This is a genomic window from Dactylosporangium fulvum (assembly GCF_025137375.1).
GTDB classification, from domain to species: Bacteria; Actinomycetota; Actinomycetes; order Mycobacteriales; family Micromonosporaceae; genus Dactylosporangium; species Dactylosporangium fulvum.
The window spans coordinates 9036755-9054852 of the sequence record NZ_CP073720.1 but is presented as its reverse complement, the minus strand read 5'-3'; the positions used below and the strand labels follow the sequence as shown (position 1 = coordinate 9054852).

At 69.9% G+C, this 18098-nt stretch carries 16 protein-coding genes; 9 read left to right on the top strand and 7 right to left on the bottom strand.

Annotation, left to right across the window (positions count from 1 at the left end; translation table 11 throughout):
* The first annotated feature begins 23 nt into the window (after positions 1 to 23).
* The 4 genes from Dfulv_RS41575 to Dfulv_RS41560 all read left to right on the top strand — a co-directional run bounded on the left by Dfulv_RS41575 (position 24) and on the right by Dfulv_RS41560 (position 5221).
* A complete protein-coding gene (locus tag Dfulv_RS41575) occupies positions 24 to 1418 on the top strand; it encodes an ABC transporter substrate-binding protein (RefSeq protein ID WP_259859311.1) in 1395 nt (464 codons plus the stop codon).
* Positions 1419 to 1609: 191 nt separating this feature from the next.
* Positions 1610 to 2494, top strand: a complete 885-nt coding sequence (locus Dfulv_RS41570; RefSeq protein ID WP_259859310.1) for a carbohydrate ABC transporter permease — start codon at positions 1610 to 1612, stop codon at positions 2492 to 2494.
* A gap of 35 nt (positions 2495 to 2529) precedes the next feature.
* Positions 2530 to 3561: a carbohydrate ABC transporter permease gene (locus tag Dfulv_RS41565; protein ID WP_259859309.1), complete on the top strand. Its 1032-nt coding sequence runs from the start codon at positions 2530 to 2532 to the stop codon at positions 3559 to 3561.
* 67 nt (positions 3562 to 3628) lie between these two features.
* Positions 3629 to 5221 carry a glycoside hydrolase family 13 protein gene (locus Dfulv_RS41560; protein WP_259859308.1) on the top strand — a complete coding sequence of 531 codons (1593 nt, stop codon included), beginning with the start codon at positions 3629 to 3631 and terminating at the stop codon, positions 5219 to 5221.
* Between the two features lie 451 nt (positions 5222 to 5672).
* Here the strand turns inward: Dfulv_RS41560 and Dfulv_RS41555 are convergent, their stop codons facing one another.
* On the bottom strand, positions 5673 to 6575 hold the full coding sequence (locus Dfulv_RS41555) for a helix-turn-helix domain-containing protein (RefSeq protein WP_259859307.1): 903 nt from the start codon (positions 6573 to 6575) through the stop codon (positions 5673 to 5675).
* A gap of 70 nt (positions 6576 to 6645) precedes the next feature.
* Between Dfulv_RS41555 and Dfulv_RS41550 the strand changes: the two genes are divergently transcribed.
* Positions 6646 to 8286, top strand: coding sequence for an alpha-amylase family protein (locus Dfulv_RS41550; RefSeq protein WP_259859306.1), 1641 nt, complete (start codon positions 6646 to 6648; stop codon positions 8284 to 8286).
* A gap of 50 nt (positions 8287 to 8336) precedes the next feature.
* Here Dfulv_RS41550 and Dfulv_RS41545 read toward each other — a convergent pair whose 3' ends face one another.
* Both Dfulv_RS41545 and Dfulv_RS41540 read right to left on the bottom strand, forming a co-directional pair.
* A complete protein-coding gene (locus Dfulv_RS41545) occupies positions 8337 to 9929 on the bottom strand; it encodes a putative bifunctional diguanylate cyclase/phosphodiesterase (protein WP_406568050.1) in 1593 nt (530 codons plus the stop codon).
* 218 nt (positions 9930 to 10147) lie between these two features.
* Complete coding sequence (locus Dfulv_RS41540) at positions 10148 to 10615, bottom strand: MarR family winged helix-turn-helix transcriptional regulator (protein WP_259859304.1); 468 nt, start codon at positions 10613 to 10615, stop codon at positions 10148 to 10150.
* Between the two features lie 42 nt (positions 10616 to 10657).
* Between Dfulv_RS41540 and Dfulv_RS41535 the strand changes: the two genes are divergently transcribed.
* Complete coding sequence (locus Dfulv_RS41535) at positions 10658 to 11014, top strand: hypothetical protein (RefSeq protein ID WP_259859303.1); 357 nt, start codon at positions 10658 to 10660, stop codon at positions 11012 to 11014.
* A gap of 2 nt (positions 11015 to 11016) precedes the next feature.
* Here the strand turns inward: Dfulv_RS41535 and Dfulv_RS41530 are convergent, their stop codons facing one another.
* Positions 11017 to 12135 (bottom strand): geranylgeranyl reductase family protein, encoded by a 1119-nt coding sequence (locus Dfulv_RS41530; protein WP_259859302.1) that lies wholly within the window; start codon positions 12133 to 12135, stop codon positions 11017 to 11019.
* An 89-nt stretch (positions 12136 to 12224) separates the two neighbouring features.
* Between Dfulv_RS41530 and Dfulv_RS41525 the strand changes: the two genes are divergently transcribed.
* Both Dfulv_RS41525 and Dfulv_RS41520 read left to right on the top strand, forming a co-directional pair.
* Positions 12225 to 12449 (top strand): hypothetical protein, encoded by a 225-nt coding sequence (locus tag Dfulv_RS41525; RefSeq protein WP_259859301.1) that lies wholly within the window; start codon positions 12225 to 12227, stop codon positions 12447 to 12449.
* 24 nt (positions 12450 to 12473) lie between these two features.
* Positions 12474 to 12713, top strand: a complete 240-nt coding sequence (locus tag Dfulv_RS41520; protein WP_259859300.1) for a zinc ribbon domain-containing protein — start codon at positions 12474 to 12476, stop codon at positions 12711 to 12713.
* A 26-nt stretch (positions 12714 to 12739) separates the two neighbouring features.
* On the opposite strand, the gene Dfulv_RS41515 is transcribed toward Dfulv_RS41520, so the two are convergent.
* The 3 genes from Dfulv_RS41515 to flhA are packed head-to-tail and all read right to left on the bottom strand — an operon-like array spanning position 12740 to position 16689.
* Positions 12740 to 13027, bottom strand: a complete 288-nt coding sequence (locus tag Dfulv_RS41515; protein WP_259859299.1) for a hypothetical protein — start codon at positions 13025 to 13027, stop codon at positions 12740 to 12742.
* Between the two features lie 10 nt (positions 13028 to 13037).
* A complete protein-coding gene (locus Dfulv_RS41510) occupies positions 13038 to 14669 on the bottom strand; it encodes a hypothetical protein (protein WP_259859298.1) in 1632 nt (543 codons plus the stop codon).
* Positions 14647 to 16689, bottom strand: coding sequence for a flagellar biosynthesis protein FlhA (flhA, locus tag Dfulv_RS41505; protein WP_259859297.1), 2043 nt, complete (start codon positions 16687 to 16689; stop codon positions 14647 to 14649). The genes Dfulv_RS41510 and flhA overlap by 23 nt, the downstream gene beginning before the upstream one ends.
* Before the next feature lie 105 nt (positions 16690 to 16794).
* Here flhA and Dfulv_RS41500 point away from each other — a divergent pair, with 105 nt between their 5' ends.
* Positions 16795 to 18078 carry an EAL and HDOD domain-containing protein gene (locus tag Dfulv_RS41500; protein ID WP_259859296.1) on the top strand — a complete coding sequence of 428 codons (1284 nt, stop codon included), beginning with the start codon at positions 16795 to 16797 and terminating at the stop codon, positions 18076 to 18078.
* Positions 18079 to 18098 lie beyond the last annotated feature (20 nt).

Sequence of the window (18098 nt, the reverse complement as noted above, 5' to 3'; positions counted from 1 at the left end):
ACACACCCCAACAAGGAGCGACGATGAAGTTCTCACGACGTACCACGATGGCTTTCGCCGTCGTAGGTGCGCTCGCGCTCGGCAGCACGCTCGGCGCGTGCTCCTCGAGCGACAACAACAGCGGCGACTCGGGTTCGACGACGCTCGACCCGAACACCAAGGTCACGCTCAACGTCGTGGGGTTGCTCCCCGGCGCCAAGCCGGAGGCGCAGCAGGCACTCGCGGAAGAGGTGGCGGACTTCCAGAAGGAAAACCCGAACATCACGGTCAAGACGCACGACTACGAGTGGAAGGCCACCACGTTCGCGGCCGACCTCGCCGGCGGCACGCTGCCGACGGTGTTCGAGATCCCCTTCACCGACGCGAAGACGCTGATCGCGAACCAGCAGATCACTGACATGCAGGCGTACCTCGCCCAGCTCTCGTACGCGTCGAACTTCAACAAGAACCTGCTGCAGTACGGCCAGGGCTCGGACGGTCACGTCTACGCCATTCCCGCGAAGAGCATCTACGCGGTCGGCCTGCACTACAACCGTGACCTGTTCACCCAGGCCGGCCTCGACCCGAACAAGCCGCCGACCACCTGGGACGAGGTCCGCACGGCCGCCAAGGCCATCGCGGAGAAGACCGGCCAGGCCGGCTTCGCCCAGATGTCCCGGGACGGCACCGGCGGCTGGCAGCTGACGGTCGACACCTACGCCCGCGGTGGCCGGGTGCAGGACGGCAAGAAGGCGACGCTCACCAACGACGCGACCAAGGCCTCGCTGCAGTTCCTGAAGGACCTGCGCTGGAGCGACAACTCCATGGGCGCGAACTTCAGCTACGACTGGTCGGGCATCAACCAGGCGTTCGCCGCCGGCAAGATCGGCATGTACACCTCGGGCCAGGACGTCTACACGAGCCTGGTGCAGACGAACAACATCAACCCGAAGTCGTACGGCCTGACGATGATCCCGCTCTCGGGTGGCGAGTCGGGCGTGCTCGGTGGCGGCACCATGGCCGCCGTGTCGAGCAAGGCCAGCAACAACGAGAAGGCCGCCGCCGTCAAGTGGATCGACTACCACTACCTGCGCAAGTACACCAACGAGGGCGCCGCGAAGAAGAACGCGGAGATCCAGATCGCGAGCAAGCAGCCCGTGGGCACCCCTGAGCTGCCGATCTTCTCCCAGTCGCAGTACCAGCAGTACCAGAACTGGATCAAGACCTACGTCAACGTCCCGCTGGACCAGATGACCACCTTCACCAGCAAGGTGTTCGACGCCAAGCTCGTCAACGAGCCGGCGATCGCCACCCAGGACGTCTACAAGGCGCTCGACACGGCGGTCCAGGCGGTCCTGACGAACAAGGACGCCAACATCGACCAACTGCTCACCGAAGCCAACGCGAAGGCGCAGCGCGCCATCGACGCGGCCGGCTGATCGCTCACCACACCATCAACAAACCCGCAAGGTGTGGGCCGCCGGTGGACCGGCGGCCCACACCGGGAAACCAGGACTAGGAGTGATGTGTCGTGAGCGCTCTGGGCGCCCCGCGGCAGGCTGGTGACAACGCCGCCGCCAGGGGCCATCACAGGCCAGGGGCGGGCGGGCGGGTCCGCCGGCGCGACCCGATGACCTGGGTTCAACGCGGCGGGCTGAGCTCGGTCGTGTTCGCGCTGCCGCTCCTGGTCATCTTCGGGGTCTTCTCGTGGTGGCCGATCGTGCGATCGGTGGTCATGAGCTTCCAGAAGACCAACCTCGTCGGTGCACCGAGATGGGTCGGCTGGAACAACTTCCAGTACGTGCTCACCGATCCCGACCTGCCCACGGCGATCCGCAACACCCTCTACTTCGCACTGCTCGCCCTCGTGATCGGCTTCCCGATCCCGCTGGTGACGGCGGTGCTCATCAGCTCGGTCCGGCGGCGCAAGGGCCTGTTCTCCGCACTCGCCTATCTCCCGGTGGTGGTGCCGCCCGTCGTCGCCGTCCTGCTGTGGAAGTTCTTCTACGACGGCTCCGCGGACGGCGTGTTCAACACGATCCTGGGCTGGGTCGGGCTCGGCCCGTACACCTGGCTGTCGAGTCCGTCCCTCGCCATGCCGTCTCTTGTCGTCGAAGCAACGTGGGCCGCGGCCGGCGGAACCGTGATCATCTACCTGGCCGCGCTCATCAGCGTTCCGGACGAGCTCTACGACGCCGCCGAGGTCGACGGCGCCGGCGTCTGGCGGAAGGTGTGGCACGTGGCCATGCCGCAGCTGCGCGGCGTCCTGCTCATCACCTTCATCCTGCAGATCATCGGCACCGTCCAGGTGTTCCTGGAGCCCTACCTGTTCACCGGTGGCGGCCCGGCGAACGCCACGCTGACGATTCTGCTCATGATCTACAACTACGGGTTCGGCAGCTCCCTGGGCGGCAACTACGGTGCGGCGACCGCCCTGTCCGTCATGCTCGCCGCGTTCCTGGCGATCCTGTCGCTGGTGTACTTCAAGCTCACATCCGGCTGGAGCAAGTCGTGACCGGCCGACACGTCCCCGAGGGGAAGAGGACCACCATGACCTTCCCGTCGACCTCCGACGGATCCGGCCGCGCGACCGCGGGGCTGGCTACTGTCACCAGTCCCACCAGGCAGGCGCCCGGCGGGGCGACTCCGGGCGGTGCGATCAGGTCGGCCCGACCGGTCCGCAAGCGCAAGGCATCCCAGTTCGACGGCGGCCGCGGCTTCGTTTCCGACCAGGACTGGCGCAATCCTCGCGTCAGCGTGACCATGAAGATTTTGCACGGGACGCTGCTGCTGTTGCTTCTCGTGGTCGGCGTCGGGCCGATGCTGCTCCTCGCGAAGTACGCGATCACTCCCACGCAGGACATCATCCGCACGCCGCTGGCGGTCTTCCCGAACGGTGTGCGCTGGGAGAACGTCAGCGAGGCGTGGAACGACGTCCAGATCAGCCGGTACTTCCTCAACACGATCTGGCTCGCCGCCGGCTCCTGGTTCGTGCAGTTGCTCGTCGCGACCACGGGCGGCTTCGTGTTGTCCGTCCTGCGGCCCGCCTGGGCCAAGATCGTCAACGGTCTGGTGATCGCGACCCTGTTCGTGCCGGCCGTCGTGCTCCTCGTACCGCTGTACCTCACGATCCTCAATCCGCCGGGTATCGGCACGTCGCTCATCAACAGCTTCTTCGCCGTTTGGCTGCCGTCAGGCGCAAGCGCGTTCAACGTGGTGATCGTGACGCGGTTCTTCGACAGCCTCCCGCGTGAGGTGTTCGAGGCGGCCAAGGTCGACGGCGCCAGTTCGTTCCGGCTGTTCTGGTCGGTCGTCCTGCCGATGTCCAAGCCGATCCTCGGCGTCGTGTCCGTATTCGCGGCCATCGCGAGCTGGAAGGACTTCCTGTGGCCGATGCTCGTGCTCAAGGACCAGGCCAAGCAGCCGCTGTCGGTGCGCCTGCCCGCGATCGCGCAGCAGACAGATCTGGGCGTGTTCCTCGCGTCCCTGGCGATCTCGACGCTCATCCCGGTCGTGTTCTTCCTCATCTTCCAGCGCCTGTTCCTCTCGAGTGCCGGCTTGGGCGGCGCAGTCAAGGGCTGAGCTCACGACGCTCACGACCCTGACCGCCGTCAACGCGTTCACCACATCCCTAGAAAGCAGGTTCCACGTGGCCGACCAGAACCACCACGCATGGTGGCGCAGCGCCGCTATCTACCAGGTGTACTTGCGGAGCTTCGCCGACGGTAACGGCGACGGCGTCGGTGACCTGGCCGGCCTACGCGCGCGCCTGCCGTATCTGGCCGGCCTGGGCGTCGACGCGATCTGGATCGTGCCGTGGTACCCCTCGCCGCTCGCCGACGGCGGCTACGACGTCGCCGACTTCCGAGCCATCGACCCGATCTTCGGCACCCTCGCCGAGGCCGAGAAGCTCATCGAGGAGGCGCACGCCGCCGGCATCAAGGTGATCTGCGACATCGTCCCGAACCACTGCTCCGACCAGCACGCCTGGTTTCAGCGGGCGCTCGCGTCGCCGTCCGGATCGCCCGAGCGCGACCTGTTCTGGTTCCGCAAGGGCCGCGGCGAGCACGGCGAACTGCCACCCACCGACCTGCAGTCCATCTTCGGCGGGTCGGCCTGGACCAGGATCGACGACGGCGAGTGGTACCTGCACCTGTTCGCCCCCGAGCAGCCGGACTTCAACTGGGACCACCCGGCCGTCCGCGAGGAGTTCGAGGACATCGTCCGGTTCTGGCTCGACCGCGGCATCGACGGCATCCGCATCGACTCCGCCGCGGTGCTCATCAAGGACCCACTGGTCAGCGACGACTACGAGGACAACGACGGGATCCACGAGATCTACCAGTCCTGGCGGCGCATCGCCGACACCTACTCGCCGCCGCGCGCGCTCATCGGTGAGGTCTGGCTGCCCGACCACGAGGCGTTCGCGCGGTACCTGCGCCCCGACGAGCTCCACACCGCGTTCAACTTCGCGTTCCTCGGCGCGCCGTGGGAGGCCGCCAAGCTGCGCTACGAGATCAACATGACGCTCGAGGTGCACGCCCCGGTCGCCGCGCCCGCCACCTGGGTCCTCAGCAATCACGACGTGACCCGCGAGGTGACCCGGTTCGGCCGCGAGGTGACCAACTTCGCGTTCGCCGAGAAGCGCCGCGACGTGCCCTCCGATCTGGAGCTGGGCGCCCGCCGGGCGCGTGCCGCCGCGCTGCTCATCATGTCGCTGCCCGGCGCCGTCTACCTGTACCAGGGTGAGGAGCTCGGGCTCGAAGAGGTCGAGGACCTCGACGACAACCTGCGGGAAGACCCCATGTTCCACCGCTCCGGGGGGATCGACCCCGGCCGGGACGGCTGCCGGGTGCCGCTGCCCTGGTCGGGGTCCGCCCCGCCGTTCGGGTTCAGCCCGAGCGACGCGGTCGGCACGCCGTGGCTCCCGCAGCCGCCGCAATGGGCGGACAAGACGGTTGCCGCGCAGCAGGGGACGCCGGGTTCCTTCCTGGAGTTGTACCGCGAGGCGCTGCGGATCCGCCGGGCCGAGCCGTCGCTCGGCGACGGGCCGATGCGCTGGCTGGACTCCGACCCGGAGGTCATCGCGTTCGCCCGCGACGACACCTTCGCCAACATCACCAACCTGGGCAGCGCCCCGGTTGCGCTGCCGCCGCACCGGGAGGTGCTGGTCAGCAGCGTGCCGCTCAACGAGGACGGCACCCTGCCGTCCGACGCTTCGGTCTGGATCCGCCTGGTCTGAGGCTCTGGAAGGGCTTTGGAACCTGGCGCTGGGCATTGTCGCCACCGCGCCCAGCGTCAGCCAGGACTCCGTGGTTCTCGGCGCCTCCGGCGCCGCCGGCCACCACAGACGCCGGACGGTCGCACAAGTTGGCGGGTGCGACCGTCCGGCTTTTACTCTTAACTGTTAATCCGGCCGAAGGCCCGAGCGTTAACTGTTAAGGCCGCCGAAGATCTTCCCGTGCAAGCCTGCCTCCGAATAACTTCATCGACAAGGAAATTGAACTTCCTTGTGGAGGCGGCACATGCGTTCCACCCTGACCGTCGCGGCGACATCCCAGCCGTTCCGATGGTGACGCCGGTATTTTCCGGGAACAGAGGCGGGGCGCTGGCCACACCGGCGCCCCGTTGTTCTTCCCTGCTGTCCAAGGTGCTGAGATCAACACTGGCAAAGGTGCTGTGACCAGCGCGTACTACTCCCATTCCCACCGTAGACCGTAACGACCGGGCCCGTAATCGAGGGCGATGGCGTGCACCGAGTTGCCGACGCCGACCTCGACCGTGGTCACCTGTTCCGATTGGCCGTCCATCTGCTGGAACTGATAGACGGCCCGCGGTAACGCCGCAGGATCGAAACAGACCTCGACCACGTATTCGCGGACGGGTAACCGGAACTTGCGCTCATAGTTCGTCGCCAATGGAAACGGCGGATAATTATGCAGCGCATGTTCGGTGATCACCGTCTCGCCCTTGGCGAGCGGCCGGTCGAACAACAACTCGGCCAGCAACAGGCCGCTCTCGGGGTGCTCCACCACCCGGCCCAGGCGGCAGTTGCGCACGGGCGTGAGCAGTGGCAACGGGCGCTCCTGCTCGTCGAGGCGCACGATCAGGACCCAGCGGTCCGGTCCGTCGGCCTCGGCGCGCAGGACCTGCCGCACGAGGAACGAGACCTCGCCCTTGTCGGGGCCGACGGTGACCCGGTCGTGCTGGCTGAGCCGGGTCAGCCGCTCGTCCCAGCGGGTGTCGATGCCTTGTGCGAGGTCGACGATGAGGTCGCGCTCGGTCCAGAAGGCGCCGAGGTCGTGGGTGTCCTGGCTCTTGTGCAGGTGGCGGCCGCGGGGGCGGGGCGGTCCGACGAGCGCGGCCAGGGAGCCCGGCTCCACCTCGAGGATCCTCTCCAGTTCGGCCAGCGCGGCCAGCGACTCGCGTCGCTCCGGTCGGCTCCGGCCGGTCTGCCAGTAACTGAGTGTGGCGAGACTCACCGAATAGCCCTCGGCGCGCAACCGCTCCTGGATGCGTTCCAGTCCCAGGCCTCGTGCCTGGATGGCGTCCCGTAACGCGCCGGCGAAGTCGACCATCAGCCCCCCGAGAGCCATCCTTGCGGTCGGGGGATGCCACACGCAAGCGGGCGTTTGAGTCGAGGCCGATTCGGGTTACCCCAACCACATGAGCGAGCGGTGGTACACCGAGAGCGTCATCTATTGCCTGGACGTCGAGACGTTCCAGGACTCCAACGGTGACGGCATCGGTGACTTTCAAGGTCTCATCAGTCGTCTCGACTACCTGACCAGGCTCGGAGTCAACTGTCTGTGGTTGCATCCGATGCATCCGACGCCCGGGCGGGACGACGGTTACGACGCCACCGACTTCTACAACGTCGATCCGCGACTCGGCACGCTCGGCGATTTCGCGGAGCTGCTGCACGAGGCCGCCGGCCGTGGCATCAAAGTGGTCATCGATCTTGTGGTGAACCACACCTCCGACGAGCACCCGTGGTTCCGGTCCGCGATCGCCTCGAAGGACTCGCCGTACCGCGACTGGTACATCTGGAGCGACGCCGAGCCCGCCGACCGGCACCAGGGCATGGTCTTCCCGGGCGAGCAGTCCGAGACGTGGACGTACCACCGGAAGGCCCGCGCCTGGTACTACCACCGCTTCTACGACTTCCAGCCGGACCTGAACTTCGCCAACCCGCAGGTGCGGGCCGAGATCAAGAAGGTGCTGGCGTTCTGGATCCAGCTCGGTGTCGCCGGCTTCCGCATGGACGCGGTGCCGTTCATCATCGAGCTCACCGAGCCGGGCCGCGCCGAGGCCCCGATGGACTTCGACTACCTCTCCGAGCTGCGCCAGCACGTCCAGTGGCGGCGCGGCGACGCGGTCCTGATCGCCGAGGCCAACGTCGAGCCGGAGAAGCTCCCCGAGTACTTCGGCGACACGGGCGGCTCGAGCAACCGGATCCACATGCTCTTCGACTTCATGCTCAACGGCCGCCTGGTGCTGGCGCTGGCGCGGCAGAACCCCGAGCCGGTCATCGAGTGGTTGCGGACGACACCGAAGCTGCCGGACGGCGGGCAGTGGGCCACCTTCCTGCGCAACCACGACGAGATCGACCTGTCGCGGCTCACGGCCGAGCAGCGTGAGAACGTCTTCGCCGAGTTCGGCCCGGACGAGTCGATGAAGTTGTACGACCGGGGCATCCGCCGCCGGCTGGCCCCGATGCTCGGCGGTGACCGCCGGCGGCTGGAGTTGGCCTACTCGCTGCAGTTCACGCTGCGCGGCACGCCGGTGCTGCGGTACGGCGAGGAGATCGGCATGGGCGAGGACCTCTCCCAGCCGGGGCGCTTCGCGATCCGCACACCGATGCAGTGGTCGTACACCGACAACGGCGGCTTCACCGACGGCAAGCCGATCCGGCCGGTGATCGCCGACGGCGACTACGGCTACGAGAAGGTGAACGTCACCGCGCAGCGCCACGACGACCGGTCGCTGCTGGCGTGGTTCGAGCGGATGATCCGCACCCTGCGGGAGAGCCCCGAGGTGGGCAACGGCACGTGTACCTGCATCGACCAGCCCATGCCGCCGGGTGTCCTCGTGCACCGCGCCGACGGACCGACCGGCACGATGGTGTTCCTGCACAACCTGGGCACCACGGAGGCGGAGGTCGACCTGGGGCAGCTGGCGGCGGAGGGCCGCCAGCCCAACGACGTCTTCGCCGACCGGGAGTACAAGGAGGCCGGCGATCTCAGCGCGCTGGAGCTGGGCCCCTACGGTTACCGCTGGATCCGCCTGGGCCGCTCGATGCCGTAGCTACAGGTCCTCGACGAGGCCGGTCGCGAGGCCGGGACGGATCGTCCGGATCACCGCAGGGCCGGGATCCCGGCCGGATCGGTCGGGCGGCCGAAGTGCCAGCCCTGGCCGAGGTCGCAGCCCAGCGCGGCCAGGCGGTCGGCCTGGTCGGCGGTCTCGACCCCCTCGGCGGTGACGGTCATCTGCAGCGTGTGGGCCAGGCGGATCACGGTCTCGACGATCTGCTCGTCGACGTGGTCGCTGGCCAGGGAGCGGATGCCGGCCATGAAGGCGCCGGCCAGCTTGAGGCCGTGGACCGGGAGGTGGCGCAGGTACGCCAGGTTGGAATAGCCGATGCCGAAGTCGTCGATGACGATGCGCACACCCAGGTCGGCGATCTTGCGCAGGGTCTGCACCGGCCGGCCGGTCGACTGCATGAGAACGGTCTCGGTCAGCTCCAGCTGAAGGTTGGCCGGGTGTAGCCCGGAGTCGGCCAGTGCGTGCTCGACGTCCTCCAGCAGGCGTGGGTCGGTGCACTGGCGCGGGGAGACGTTGACGCTGACCAGCAGGGGAGTGTCGGGATGGCTGCGCTGCCAGGCGGCAGCCGCGGTGCAGGACTCGCGCAGGACCCAGCGGCCGAGCGCGTGGATCATGCCGGACTGCTCGGCGACCGGGATGAACGTGTTCGGCGAGACCGTGCCGAGCTCGGGATGGCGCCAGCGCAGGAGCGCCTCGGCGCCGCGGAGTCGTCCGTCCACAAGGGACACCAGTGGCTGGTAGACCAGCTCGAACTCGCCGCGCTCCAGGGCGCCCGCCAGCCGGCCGGTCAACCCGTACTGCAACAGTTGCTCCGCGTTGCGGGTGGCGTCGAAGACCGCGTAACGGGCCCGGCCGTCGGCCTTCGCGAGGTAGAGCGTGGCGTCGGCGGCCCGCAACAGCTCCTCCGGGTCCGCGCCCCGGGCCGGTTGCTCGACGATCCCGATGCTCGCCGACACCGTGAGCTCGTGGCCGTCGAGCCGGACCGGCTTGCTGAGCTCCGCGAGCATCGTCTCGGCCAGCTCGGTCATGTCCTCGGCGCTCCTGGTGCCGCCGGCCACGACGACAAACTCGTCGCCGCCGACCCGCGCGACGAAGTGGTCGGCGCCGTTGACGCAGGCCCGCAGGCGGTCGGCGAACGCCACGAGGAGCCGGTCGCCGGAGCCGTGGCCGAGCGTGTCGTTGACGGTCTTGAACTCGTCGAGGTCGAGGAAGCACACCCCGATGCGCGCGTCGTCGGGCGCGTCGCGGAGCGTGTCGGTGAGGTGCCGATACAGCAGGACCCGGTTGGGCAGCCCGGTCAGCGGGTCGTGGTGGGCCTGGTGATGCAGCTCGCGCTGGAGGTTGTGCTCGGCGTCGGTGAGCGCGCGGCTCCAGGCACGGCGGATGCGCTCCTGGTCGTCCAGGATGCGTTGCCGGCTGGCCGAGGCGAAGCCGGCGGCGAACGCGCCGAGCAGCGCGCCGAACCGGTCCTCGTCGGTGTCGGCGGGTTTGCCGTCGACCACCGCGGGCAGCCGGGCGAGCACCGAGATCGAGTGGCGCAGGGCCTCGGGGCTGGTGAGGCCGAGGTCGACGATCGCGGCTCCGGCGGCCGTGCCGATCCGAGGGTCGAACCGCTCCGCGCGCATGGCGCCGGCGAGCCGGCGGGTCAGTTCCTCGAAGCGGCGCCGCAACGTCTCGGCGCCGTGGTCCAGATAACTGGTCCGGCGGACGGCGGCCACCCAGTGGCGAGCGAGGTCGGACAGCGCAGGCTCGATGACATGACCGCCCTGGCTGCCACCGCCCGTCAACCGCATCACCCCTGGCGCGAAGATTACTGCACCACCCGGGATTGATGAATCGACGCTCAGTGCTGGTCCGGCACCGTTTCCGTGAGCCCGTCCACGAACCGCGTCAGGAGCAGCGCGAACGTCGCGCGTTCGGTGGCAGTCCACCCGGCGGTGGCGTCGGCAAACCGGGACCGGCGGGCGGCGTGCACCCGATCGGACAGTTCCCGGCCCGCTACGCTGCGCACCAGGAAGGCCCGCCGGCCGTCACTCTGGTCGGCCTCCCGGCGGATGAGCCCCGCGTCGACGGTGGCCGCGACCAGTTTGCTCGCCCGTGGCTGCGCCACGTCGAGCGCGGCCGCGATGTCCGTCACAGTCGCCCGCCCGCCGCTCGCCTCGGCCGCCTCGACCGCGTCCACCACGTCGAACACCGCGAGGTCGACGCCGTCGGGCAGGCCGCCGCCGCGGGCCAGCGCGCGCCGGGTCTGCCGGCGCCGGATCGCGACCATGGCGGACTCCACGGCGGCTAGCGCTTCCTCTTCGGACATGTGCATAATCTTTGTTATCTACATTCCAGGAGTGATGTTGTTATGTCGAAGCCTATCGGGTACTGGCTGAAGGAACTCGACGGCCGCATCGAGGCCGCGTTCGCGGCGGTGTTCGCCGCCGAAGGGCTGCAGCGGCGGCACTGGCAGGTGCTCAACGGGCTGGGTCCCGCGGATCCGTTCTTCGGGCCGGGGGAGCGGCCCTATGCGGAGGTGGCCGGCGATCTCGTGGCCCGCGGCTGGATGACGCCGGACGGCCTCACCGAGGCGGGCACGGCGGCGCGGGACCGGATCGCGGCCGAGGTGGCACGGCTGCGGCAGCGGGTCGGGGCGGGCGTGCCGGACGAGGACTACCTGACCACGGTCCGCACGCTCGAGCGCATGGCCGCCAACCTGGCCTGACGTCACCGGCGGGCCGTGTGGCGGGCGATGGCGCCGATCGTGTGCGGTGTGAGGCGGCCGTCGCCCAGGCCGAGTTCGACCAGCGCGTCGAACACCCGCTGGTCACCCGCTGCCGCGCGGACCGCCGCGTCGACGATCCAGCGCTGCCCGCCCAGCAGCGCCGCCGCGCGGGAATGGCGCAGATGACGGCCCAGCCGCCGGCGCAGCGAGGCCAGGTAACGGCGCGCTGGTGCGTCGGTGTGGACCGCCGCGGCCCCCGCGAGCGCGCCGGACAGCACGGCGTAGAAGATGCCCTCACCGGTGAACGGGTTGATGAGCGACAGCGCGTCGCCGGCGAGCAGCAGCCGCCCCCGCGCCGGCAGCGGGCGCCGCGTCGACAGCGGCAGGTGGTGCGCGCGCAGGTCGGTCGCGCCGGCCACGTCGAGATCGGGCAGCAACGCGGCGAGCCGGTCGAGCAGGTGGGTGCGGGAGAGCGGCGTGCCGCGCAGGACTTCGCCGTAGCCGATGTTGGCGCGCCCGTCACCGATCGGGAACGACCACGCGTAGGCGGGCCAGCGCGTCGCCGCCGTGACGATCCGCTGCTCGGGCTCGCTCACCGGCGCGGTCGCATAGCCGCGGATCGCGAGGGCCAGGTGCCCGGGTCCGTTGGCCGGCTGGCCGAGCACCTTCCGTACCGATGAATAGGCCCCGTCCGCCCCGACCACGGTCCGCGCGCCGATCACCCCGTCGATCACCACGCCGCCGGCGCGCTCCTCCACGCGGCGCACGGCGTGCCGCCGTACCACCGCACCGGCTGCGGCCGCCGCCTCCACGAGCCGGTTGTCGAGGACCAGCCGGGGAATCGTGTACGTGGGGCGCCGGTGCCGTCGCGCCACGGTCCCGCCGCCCGGCCCGGTCAGGCGCAGCACCGGCACCGGTGTGAAGCCTTCCTCCAGCCCGGTCACCCCGAGCCCGCGCACGACGTCGAGGACGTGCGGCGCGATGCCGTCGCCGCACGGCTTGTCCCGGGGGAAGCCGGCCTTGTCCAGCAGCAGCACGCTCGCCCCGCCCCGGCGCGCGGCGAGCGCGGCGCTCGCCCCGGCCGGCCCGGCGCCGATCACCACCACGTCGAACTCGTCCATGCCTGAAGCCTGCCACCACCCGTTTGTGAGTGCCTCCTTGCGGGCACGTGGCAGGTGAGACGACCGTTCCAGGCGAAAGGACGGCAGCGATGACGACGATCAGTGCCGACGACATCCGCGGGCTGGCGCAGTCCACCGATCCCGACCCGGCGCTGGCCGTGGTCGACGACGGGGTCCGGGTCGTACCGCGGGCGGAGTCCGCCGAAGGCCACCTCGTCTACACGAAGTCCGAGCTGCTCGCCGAGTACGGCGAGGAGATCACCGACGTCCAGGCCGAGGTCCTGGCCGCGGGTCTCACCGCCCAGCTGCCCTGAGGTGCGGTCACCTACGCTGAGCCGATGCTGATCTTCGGGTGGGGCTGGCGGTCCAAGCACCTGCGCACGCTCACGATGCGCTGCCAACGCTGCGGCAACACCGTGGCCCACCCGCTCTACAAACGGGTCCTCAAGCTCTCACTGTTCTTCGTGCCGCTGATCCCGCTGCGGATCAAGCACACGGTGCAGTGCACGGCGTGCGGCGTCCAGACCGACGTCGACCCGGACGCCCTCGCCCTGTCCGGCCCGGCTCGACTCGGGTGACCGATCGGGGCGAACCGGCGGCACCGCTATCCGTTGTTGTCCTCCGCCCGGCGCTGCGGAAAGGGCTCACCCGCCACGGCCTCGGCCTTCAAGGGCTCGCCACCGGTCGCCTCGGCCGGTGGCTTCTCCTCCGCCGTCTTGCCGTAGTCGCGGGTGACCACACGGAACACGGCGAGCATGATCGCGGCGACCGGGACGGCGATGAGCAGGCGCAGCAGGGCCGTCTGGGTGTCGAGATCGTGGGTGACGAAGCCGGCGTACAGCGCGGGCGACGCGATCAGCAACGCCAGGAACAGCGTCGAGAACCGCGCCATGCCCAGCATCTCAGCCACCCACCAGGCTCAGGCGCTCGCACAGCATCGCCGCCCACTGGTACGGCGTGGAAGGCCGCCCGTCCAGCAACGCCACCGGCAGCCGCAGCGACAGCGGGCTGGCGGGGTCGCCGCTCGCCATCGTCCCGCGCAGGCAGATCGCGTCGACCCGGCGCAGGCCCTGCAGGTGGTGCGCGACGTCGGAGGTCTTGCGGCTCGCGTCGACGACGACCCACACCGCGACCGGCCGCACCGCCTCGATGATGGCCGCCGCCCAGTGCGCCTCGTCCAGCGCCGCCTCGACCGCGACGACACTCGGCACGTCGGACTTGCGCAGCTTCTTCGCCCACAGCCGGGCGTCGTGCGGGCCGGTGATCCGGCGCTTCGCCTCGACCCCCGCCGCGGCGGCGTTGCGGCCGGCGAAGAGGATGTGGTCGCCGTCGAGCCGCTGCGTCTCGGCGACCCAGCGGGCCACGTCCACGGCGTGCGTCGACTCGCCGACCACCACGAGCGTCTCGCCCGGCGCGTCCGGTGCCCGCTCGGCGTCCGGCAACGCGGCGAACGCCTCGACGATCGCGCTGTACGTGTCGGCGGAACTCGCCCGCAACGCGATGTCGGTCGGCACCCCCAGCGACTGCAGCTTCCGGGACAGCGCGGTCTGCCGCTCGGGGCGCTCGGGCCTCTCGGCCGGTTCGACCGGGATCCCGCCCTGGGGGTTGTACGCGCTGGCCAGCCGCTCGCTCGCGGGAGGCGTGCGCGGTTTCTCCACGGTGGCGGTCGCTTCAACAGGCATTACGGACTCCTGCCGGGAATCAGCTGGCCGGAAACCGGCCGGGTCGGAACGGACGGAACCTGGTGGCACGTGGCCGGTGCGGTCGAGCCCCGGTGGATCCGGGTGACCAGGGGCGGCGCCGCGACCGGCGGCACGCCCGCCGGTGGCACCGCGATTCGGGGCGCCGCGGTCCGTCGCGGCGGTGCGGTCGTCCTGGGCGCGCTGGCTGTTCTGGGTGTGCTGGCTGTCCTGGGTGTGCTGGCCGTCCTGGGTGCGCCGGTCGGCGGCAGCGGTGCGGCGGTCGGGGCCGGTGGATCCGCCGTCGGGGCCGGCGGTGCCGCGGTCCTGTGGTCCAGCCAGTGCCTGGGGCCGGGTGGCCACCGGCGGCGGGCCCGCGTTGACCTGCCGCATGCCGAGCCTCGCCACGGGCTGGTTGGCGCTGGGCCGGAACGGCCGCACCGACGGCGCCGCGGACTCCTCGGCCGGTGCGCCGGCCTCCCCGGCCAGGAGTTGGTTCAGCGCGTCGGCGGCCGTCGCCGGGCGCTCCGCCGCGAGCATCTCCGCGAACGCGGCCCCGGAGCCCGACGCCTGTGGTCGTTCGGCGGCATCCGCCATCGCAGCCAGATCATCGATACTCAGCGCCCGTTTCGGCGTGTCGTCTTGGCCGGTACGCCCGGCGGGTGGTTCAGTTGTCCCGGCGGCATCCGGGATCTCAACCGTCAGTTCGTATTTCTGAGTCCCGAAAAGGCCACCGACACCGCCGGTGCGGACCTTCTCGGCGGAGACGACGACAGCGTCAGGCCCGTGCTCCGCGCGGACTTGCGCGAGCAGTTCCTCGAGGTCACGACCCTCAAGCAGCAACCGGGTAGGCACCGTTCACCACCCCAATAGTCTCAACCCGCAGCGTACTCCCGGCGATCTCCGAGTACGACAAAACCGGCAAACGTGGTAGGGCCATCTGTACGAGCCTGCGCAACGCACTGCGCAGCTGCGGGGAGCAGACGAGCACCGGGTTGACGCCGTGCTCCTCGCCCTGCTCGGTCAGTCGGGTCAGGTCGGCGAGCATCGACTCGGCGCGGCCGGTGTCGATGAGCAGCTGCAGGCCGCTTTCGGTCGGGCGCAAGGATTCCAGCAGCTGTTGCTCCAGTCTCGGTTCGAGCGTGATCGCGGTGAGCGTGCCGTCGTGGGCGTAGCGGTTGGCGATCGCCGGGCCGAGCGCCGCGCGGGCCGCCTCGACCAGGGAGTCGGGATCCGAGGACTGCTTCGCCTGCAGCGACAGGGATTCGAAGATGCGCACGAGGTCGCGGATCGGCACGCCCTCGTCGAGCATCGTCTGCAGCACCCGCTGCACCTGACCGAGGCTCAGCGCGGCCGGTGTCAGTTCCTCGACGACCACCGGGTGGGTGCGCTTGACGACCTCGGTGAGGTTGCGGACGTCCTCGCGGCCGAGCAGCCGGCTGGCGTGGATGCGGACGATCTCCGCCAGGTGCGTGATGATGACCGACGCGCGGTCGACCACGGTGGCGCCGGTGAGGTCGGCCTGGTGCCGCAGCTCGGCCGGCACCCACTTGCCGGCGAGGCCGAAGACCGGCTCGACGCCGGCCCGGCCGGGCAGGAAGTCGAGACCCTCGCCGATCGCCAGCACGGTGCCTGGCGGCGCCTGGCCGCGGCCCACCTCGACCCCGCTGATCCGCACGACGTAGGTGGACAGCGGCAGTTCGAGGTCGTCGCGGGTGCGTACGGGCGGCATGACGATCCCGAGCTCCAGCGCGACCTTCCGGCGCAGTGCCCGCACGCGCTCCAGCAGGTCGCCGCCGCTGGCGTCGACGAGGTCGACCAGGTCCGGCGCGAGCGCCAGCTCCAGCGGGTCGACCCGCATCTCGCCGAACAACACCTCGGTCGGGTCCGGCGGTGGCGCCTCCTGGACCGCCTCGGCCTGCGACTCCGCCGAGTCCGGACGCTGCTTCGGCAGCCGCTGCGCGATGATGAGCACCACTGCGCCGACGAGCAGGAACGGCAGCTTCGGCAGGCCCGGGATCAGGCACAGGGCGAGCGCGGCACCGCCGCCGATTATCAGCGCGCGCCGGTTCTGGCCGAGCTGCTGGCTGACGGTCGTGCTCATGTCGCCGTCGTTGGCCGACCGGGTCACGATGAGACCGGTCGCCATCGACAGCAGCAGCGCCGGGATCTGCGAGACCAGGCCGTCGCCGATGGACAGCAGTGAATACGTCTGGATCGAGTCGGCGGCGGAGAGCCCGCGCTGCAGCATGCCGATCGCGAAGCCGCCGATGAGGTTGACCAGCGTGATGATGATGGCGGCGATCGCGTCGCCCTTGACGAACTTCGACGCACCGTCCATCGCGCCGTAGAAGTTCGCCTCGGAGGTGATCTCGCTGCGCCGTTTCCGCGCGGTCGCCTCGTCGATCAGGCCGGCGTTGAGGTCGGCGTCGATCGCCATCTGCTTGCCGGGCATCGCGTCGAGCGTGAACCGGGCGCCGACCTCGGCGACCCGCTCCGCACCCTTGGTGATGACGATGAACTGGACGATGAACAGGATCAGGAAGATGACGAGGCCGACGATGAGCGAGCCGCCGACGACGAAGTGACCGAACGCGTCGATGACGTTGCCGGCGAAGCCGTCGGTGAGCACCAGGCGGGTCGCGCTGATGTTCAGTGCCAGCCGGAAGAGCGTCGCGATGAGCAGCAGCGACGGGAACGAGGAGAACTCGAGCGGCCGCTTGACGTACATGCTGACGAGCACGATCACCAGCGCCAGCGTGATGTTGGCGGCGATCAGCGTGTCGAGTATGACGGCGGGCAGCGGCACGACCATCATGAGGATGATCAGCACGATGCCGATCGGCACGATGTACTGCGTCAGGCGCTTCGGCACGCTCTCCACTCCAGGCTGACCGGGGAACATCCCCCTGATCGGTGCCGAACGGGTAGTCCTGAGGGTTTTCCTTTGGTTGCAGCGCCGAGTGCCGATCCTCTGATCGTGCAACGCGCAACAGCCTCTTCCCGCTCCGGGTCGGACGGCGACCCGCCCCGGGGCGAACTGACGCAGCTCGTCCACATCGGGCGCCAGCCGATCTACGACTGGAGCGGTCACGTCGTCGGCTACGAGCTGCTGTTCCGCGGTGCGGCGGACGAGATCGAGGCGACCCGGCGCAGCGCGTACGCCACCAGCCAGGTCATCGTCAACGCGTTCACCGAGTTCGGGCTGGAGCAGCTGGTCGGCGGGCGCAAGTGCTTCATCAACCTGACCCGTGACTTTCTCGTCGGTGACCTGCCGCTGCCGTTCGACCCCGACCACGCCATCCTGGAGATCCTGGAGACCGTCGAGATCGACGACACGGTGATCGCCGGAACCGCCCGGCTGGTCCAGCAGGGCTACGAGATCGCGCTCGACGACTTCGTCTTCGGCCTCGGTCACGAGCGGCTGCTCGGCCTCGCCGCCTACGTGAAGCTCGACCTGCTGATCCGCGAGCCCGAGGAGCTCGCCGAGGTCGTCGACCAGGTCCGCCGGTACAGCGGCGTCAAGCTCGTCGCCGAGCGGGTCGAGACCGAGGAGCACATCCTCCTCGCCAAGCGCTTCGGCTTCGATCTGCTCCAGGGGTACGCGGTGGGCCGTCCCCAGGTGCTGACCGCGGTGTCCCTGTCGCCGTCGCGCCTGCGCCGACTGGAACTGCTGGGCGCGGTGACCGCCGAGGACGCCGACATCATGAAGGTCAGCGCGATCGTACGGAGCGATCCGGCCCTGTCGTACCGCGTCCTGCGCGCCACCAACTCCGCGGCGGCCGGGCTGCCCCGGAAGGTGGCGTCGGTCCGGGACGCGGTGGTCCTCCTCGGTTCGGTCAAGATCCGGCAGTGGGCCGCGCTCATGCTCGTCAGTGACGTCGCCGAGTCGGCGAGCGAGGAGCAGCTGTCGTCGACGATGGCCCGTGCCCGGCTGTGCCAGACGGTCGCCGAGCGACTGGGCCTGTCCGGCGATGCGGCGTTCACCGTCGGTCTGCTCGCCGGGGTCGCGGAGCTCATCGCCGAGCCGATCGCCGAGCTGGCGTCGCGGCTGCCCCTGACCGTCGAGGTCGCCGAGGCACTCATCGACGGCCACGGCCGTCTCGGCCAGGTGCTGTCGGTGGTCCGTGCGTACGAGCGGGCCGACGAGCAGGCGCTGTCCCTCTCCCCGGTGTCCTCCGGCGAGCTGGCCAAGGCGTACCTCGCGGCGGTCGGCTGGTCGATGAAGACGATCGAGGGCGCCCTGGGGCCGAGCGCCGCGTAGGCGCCGTCCGGAGCGCGAGC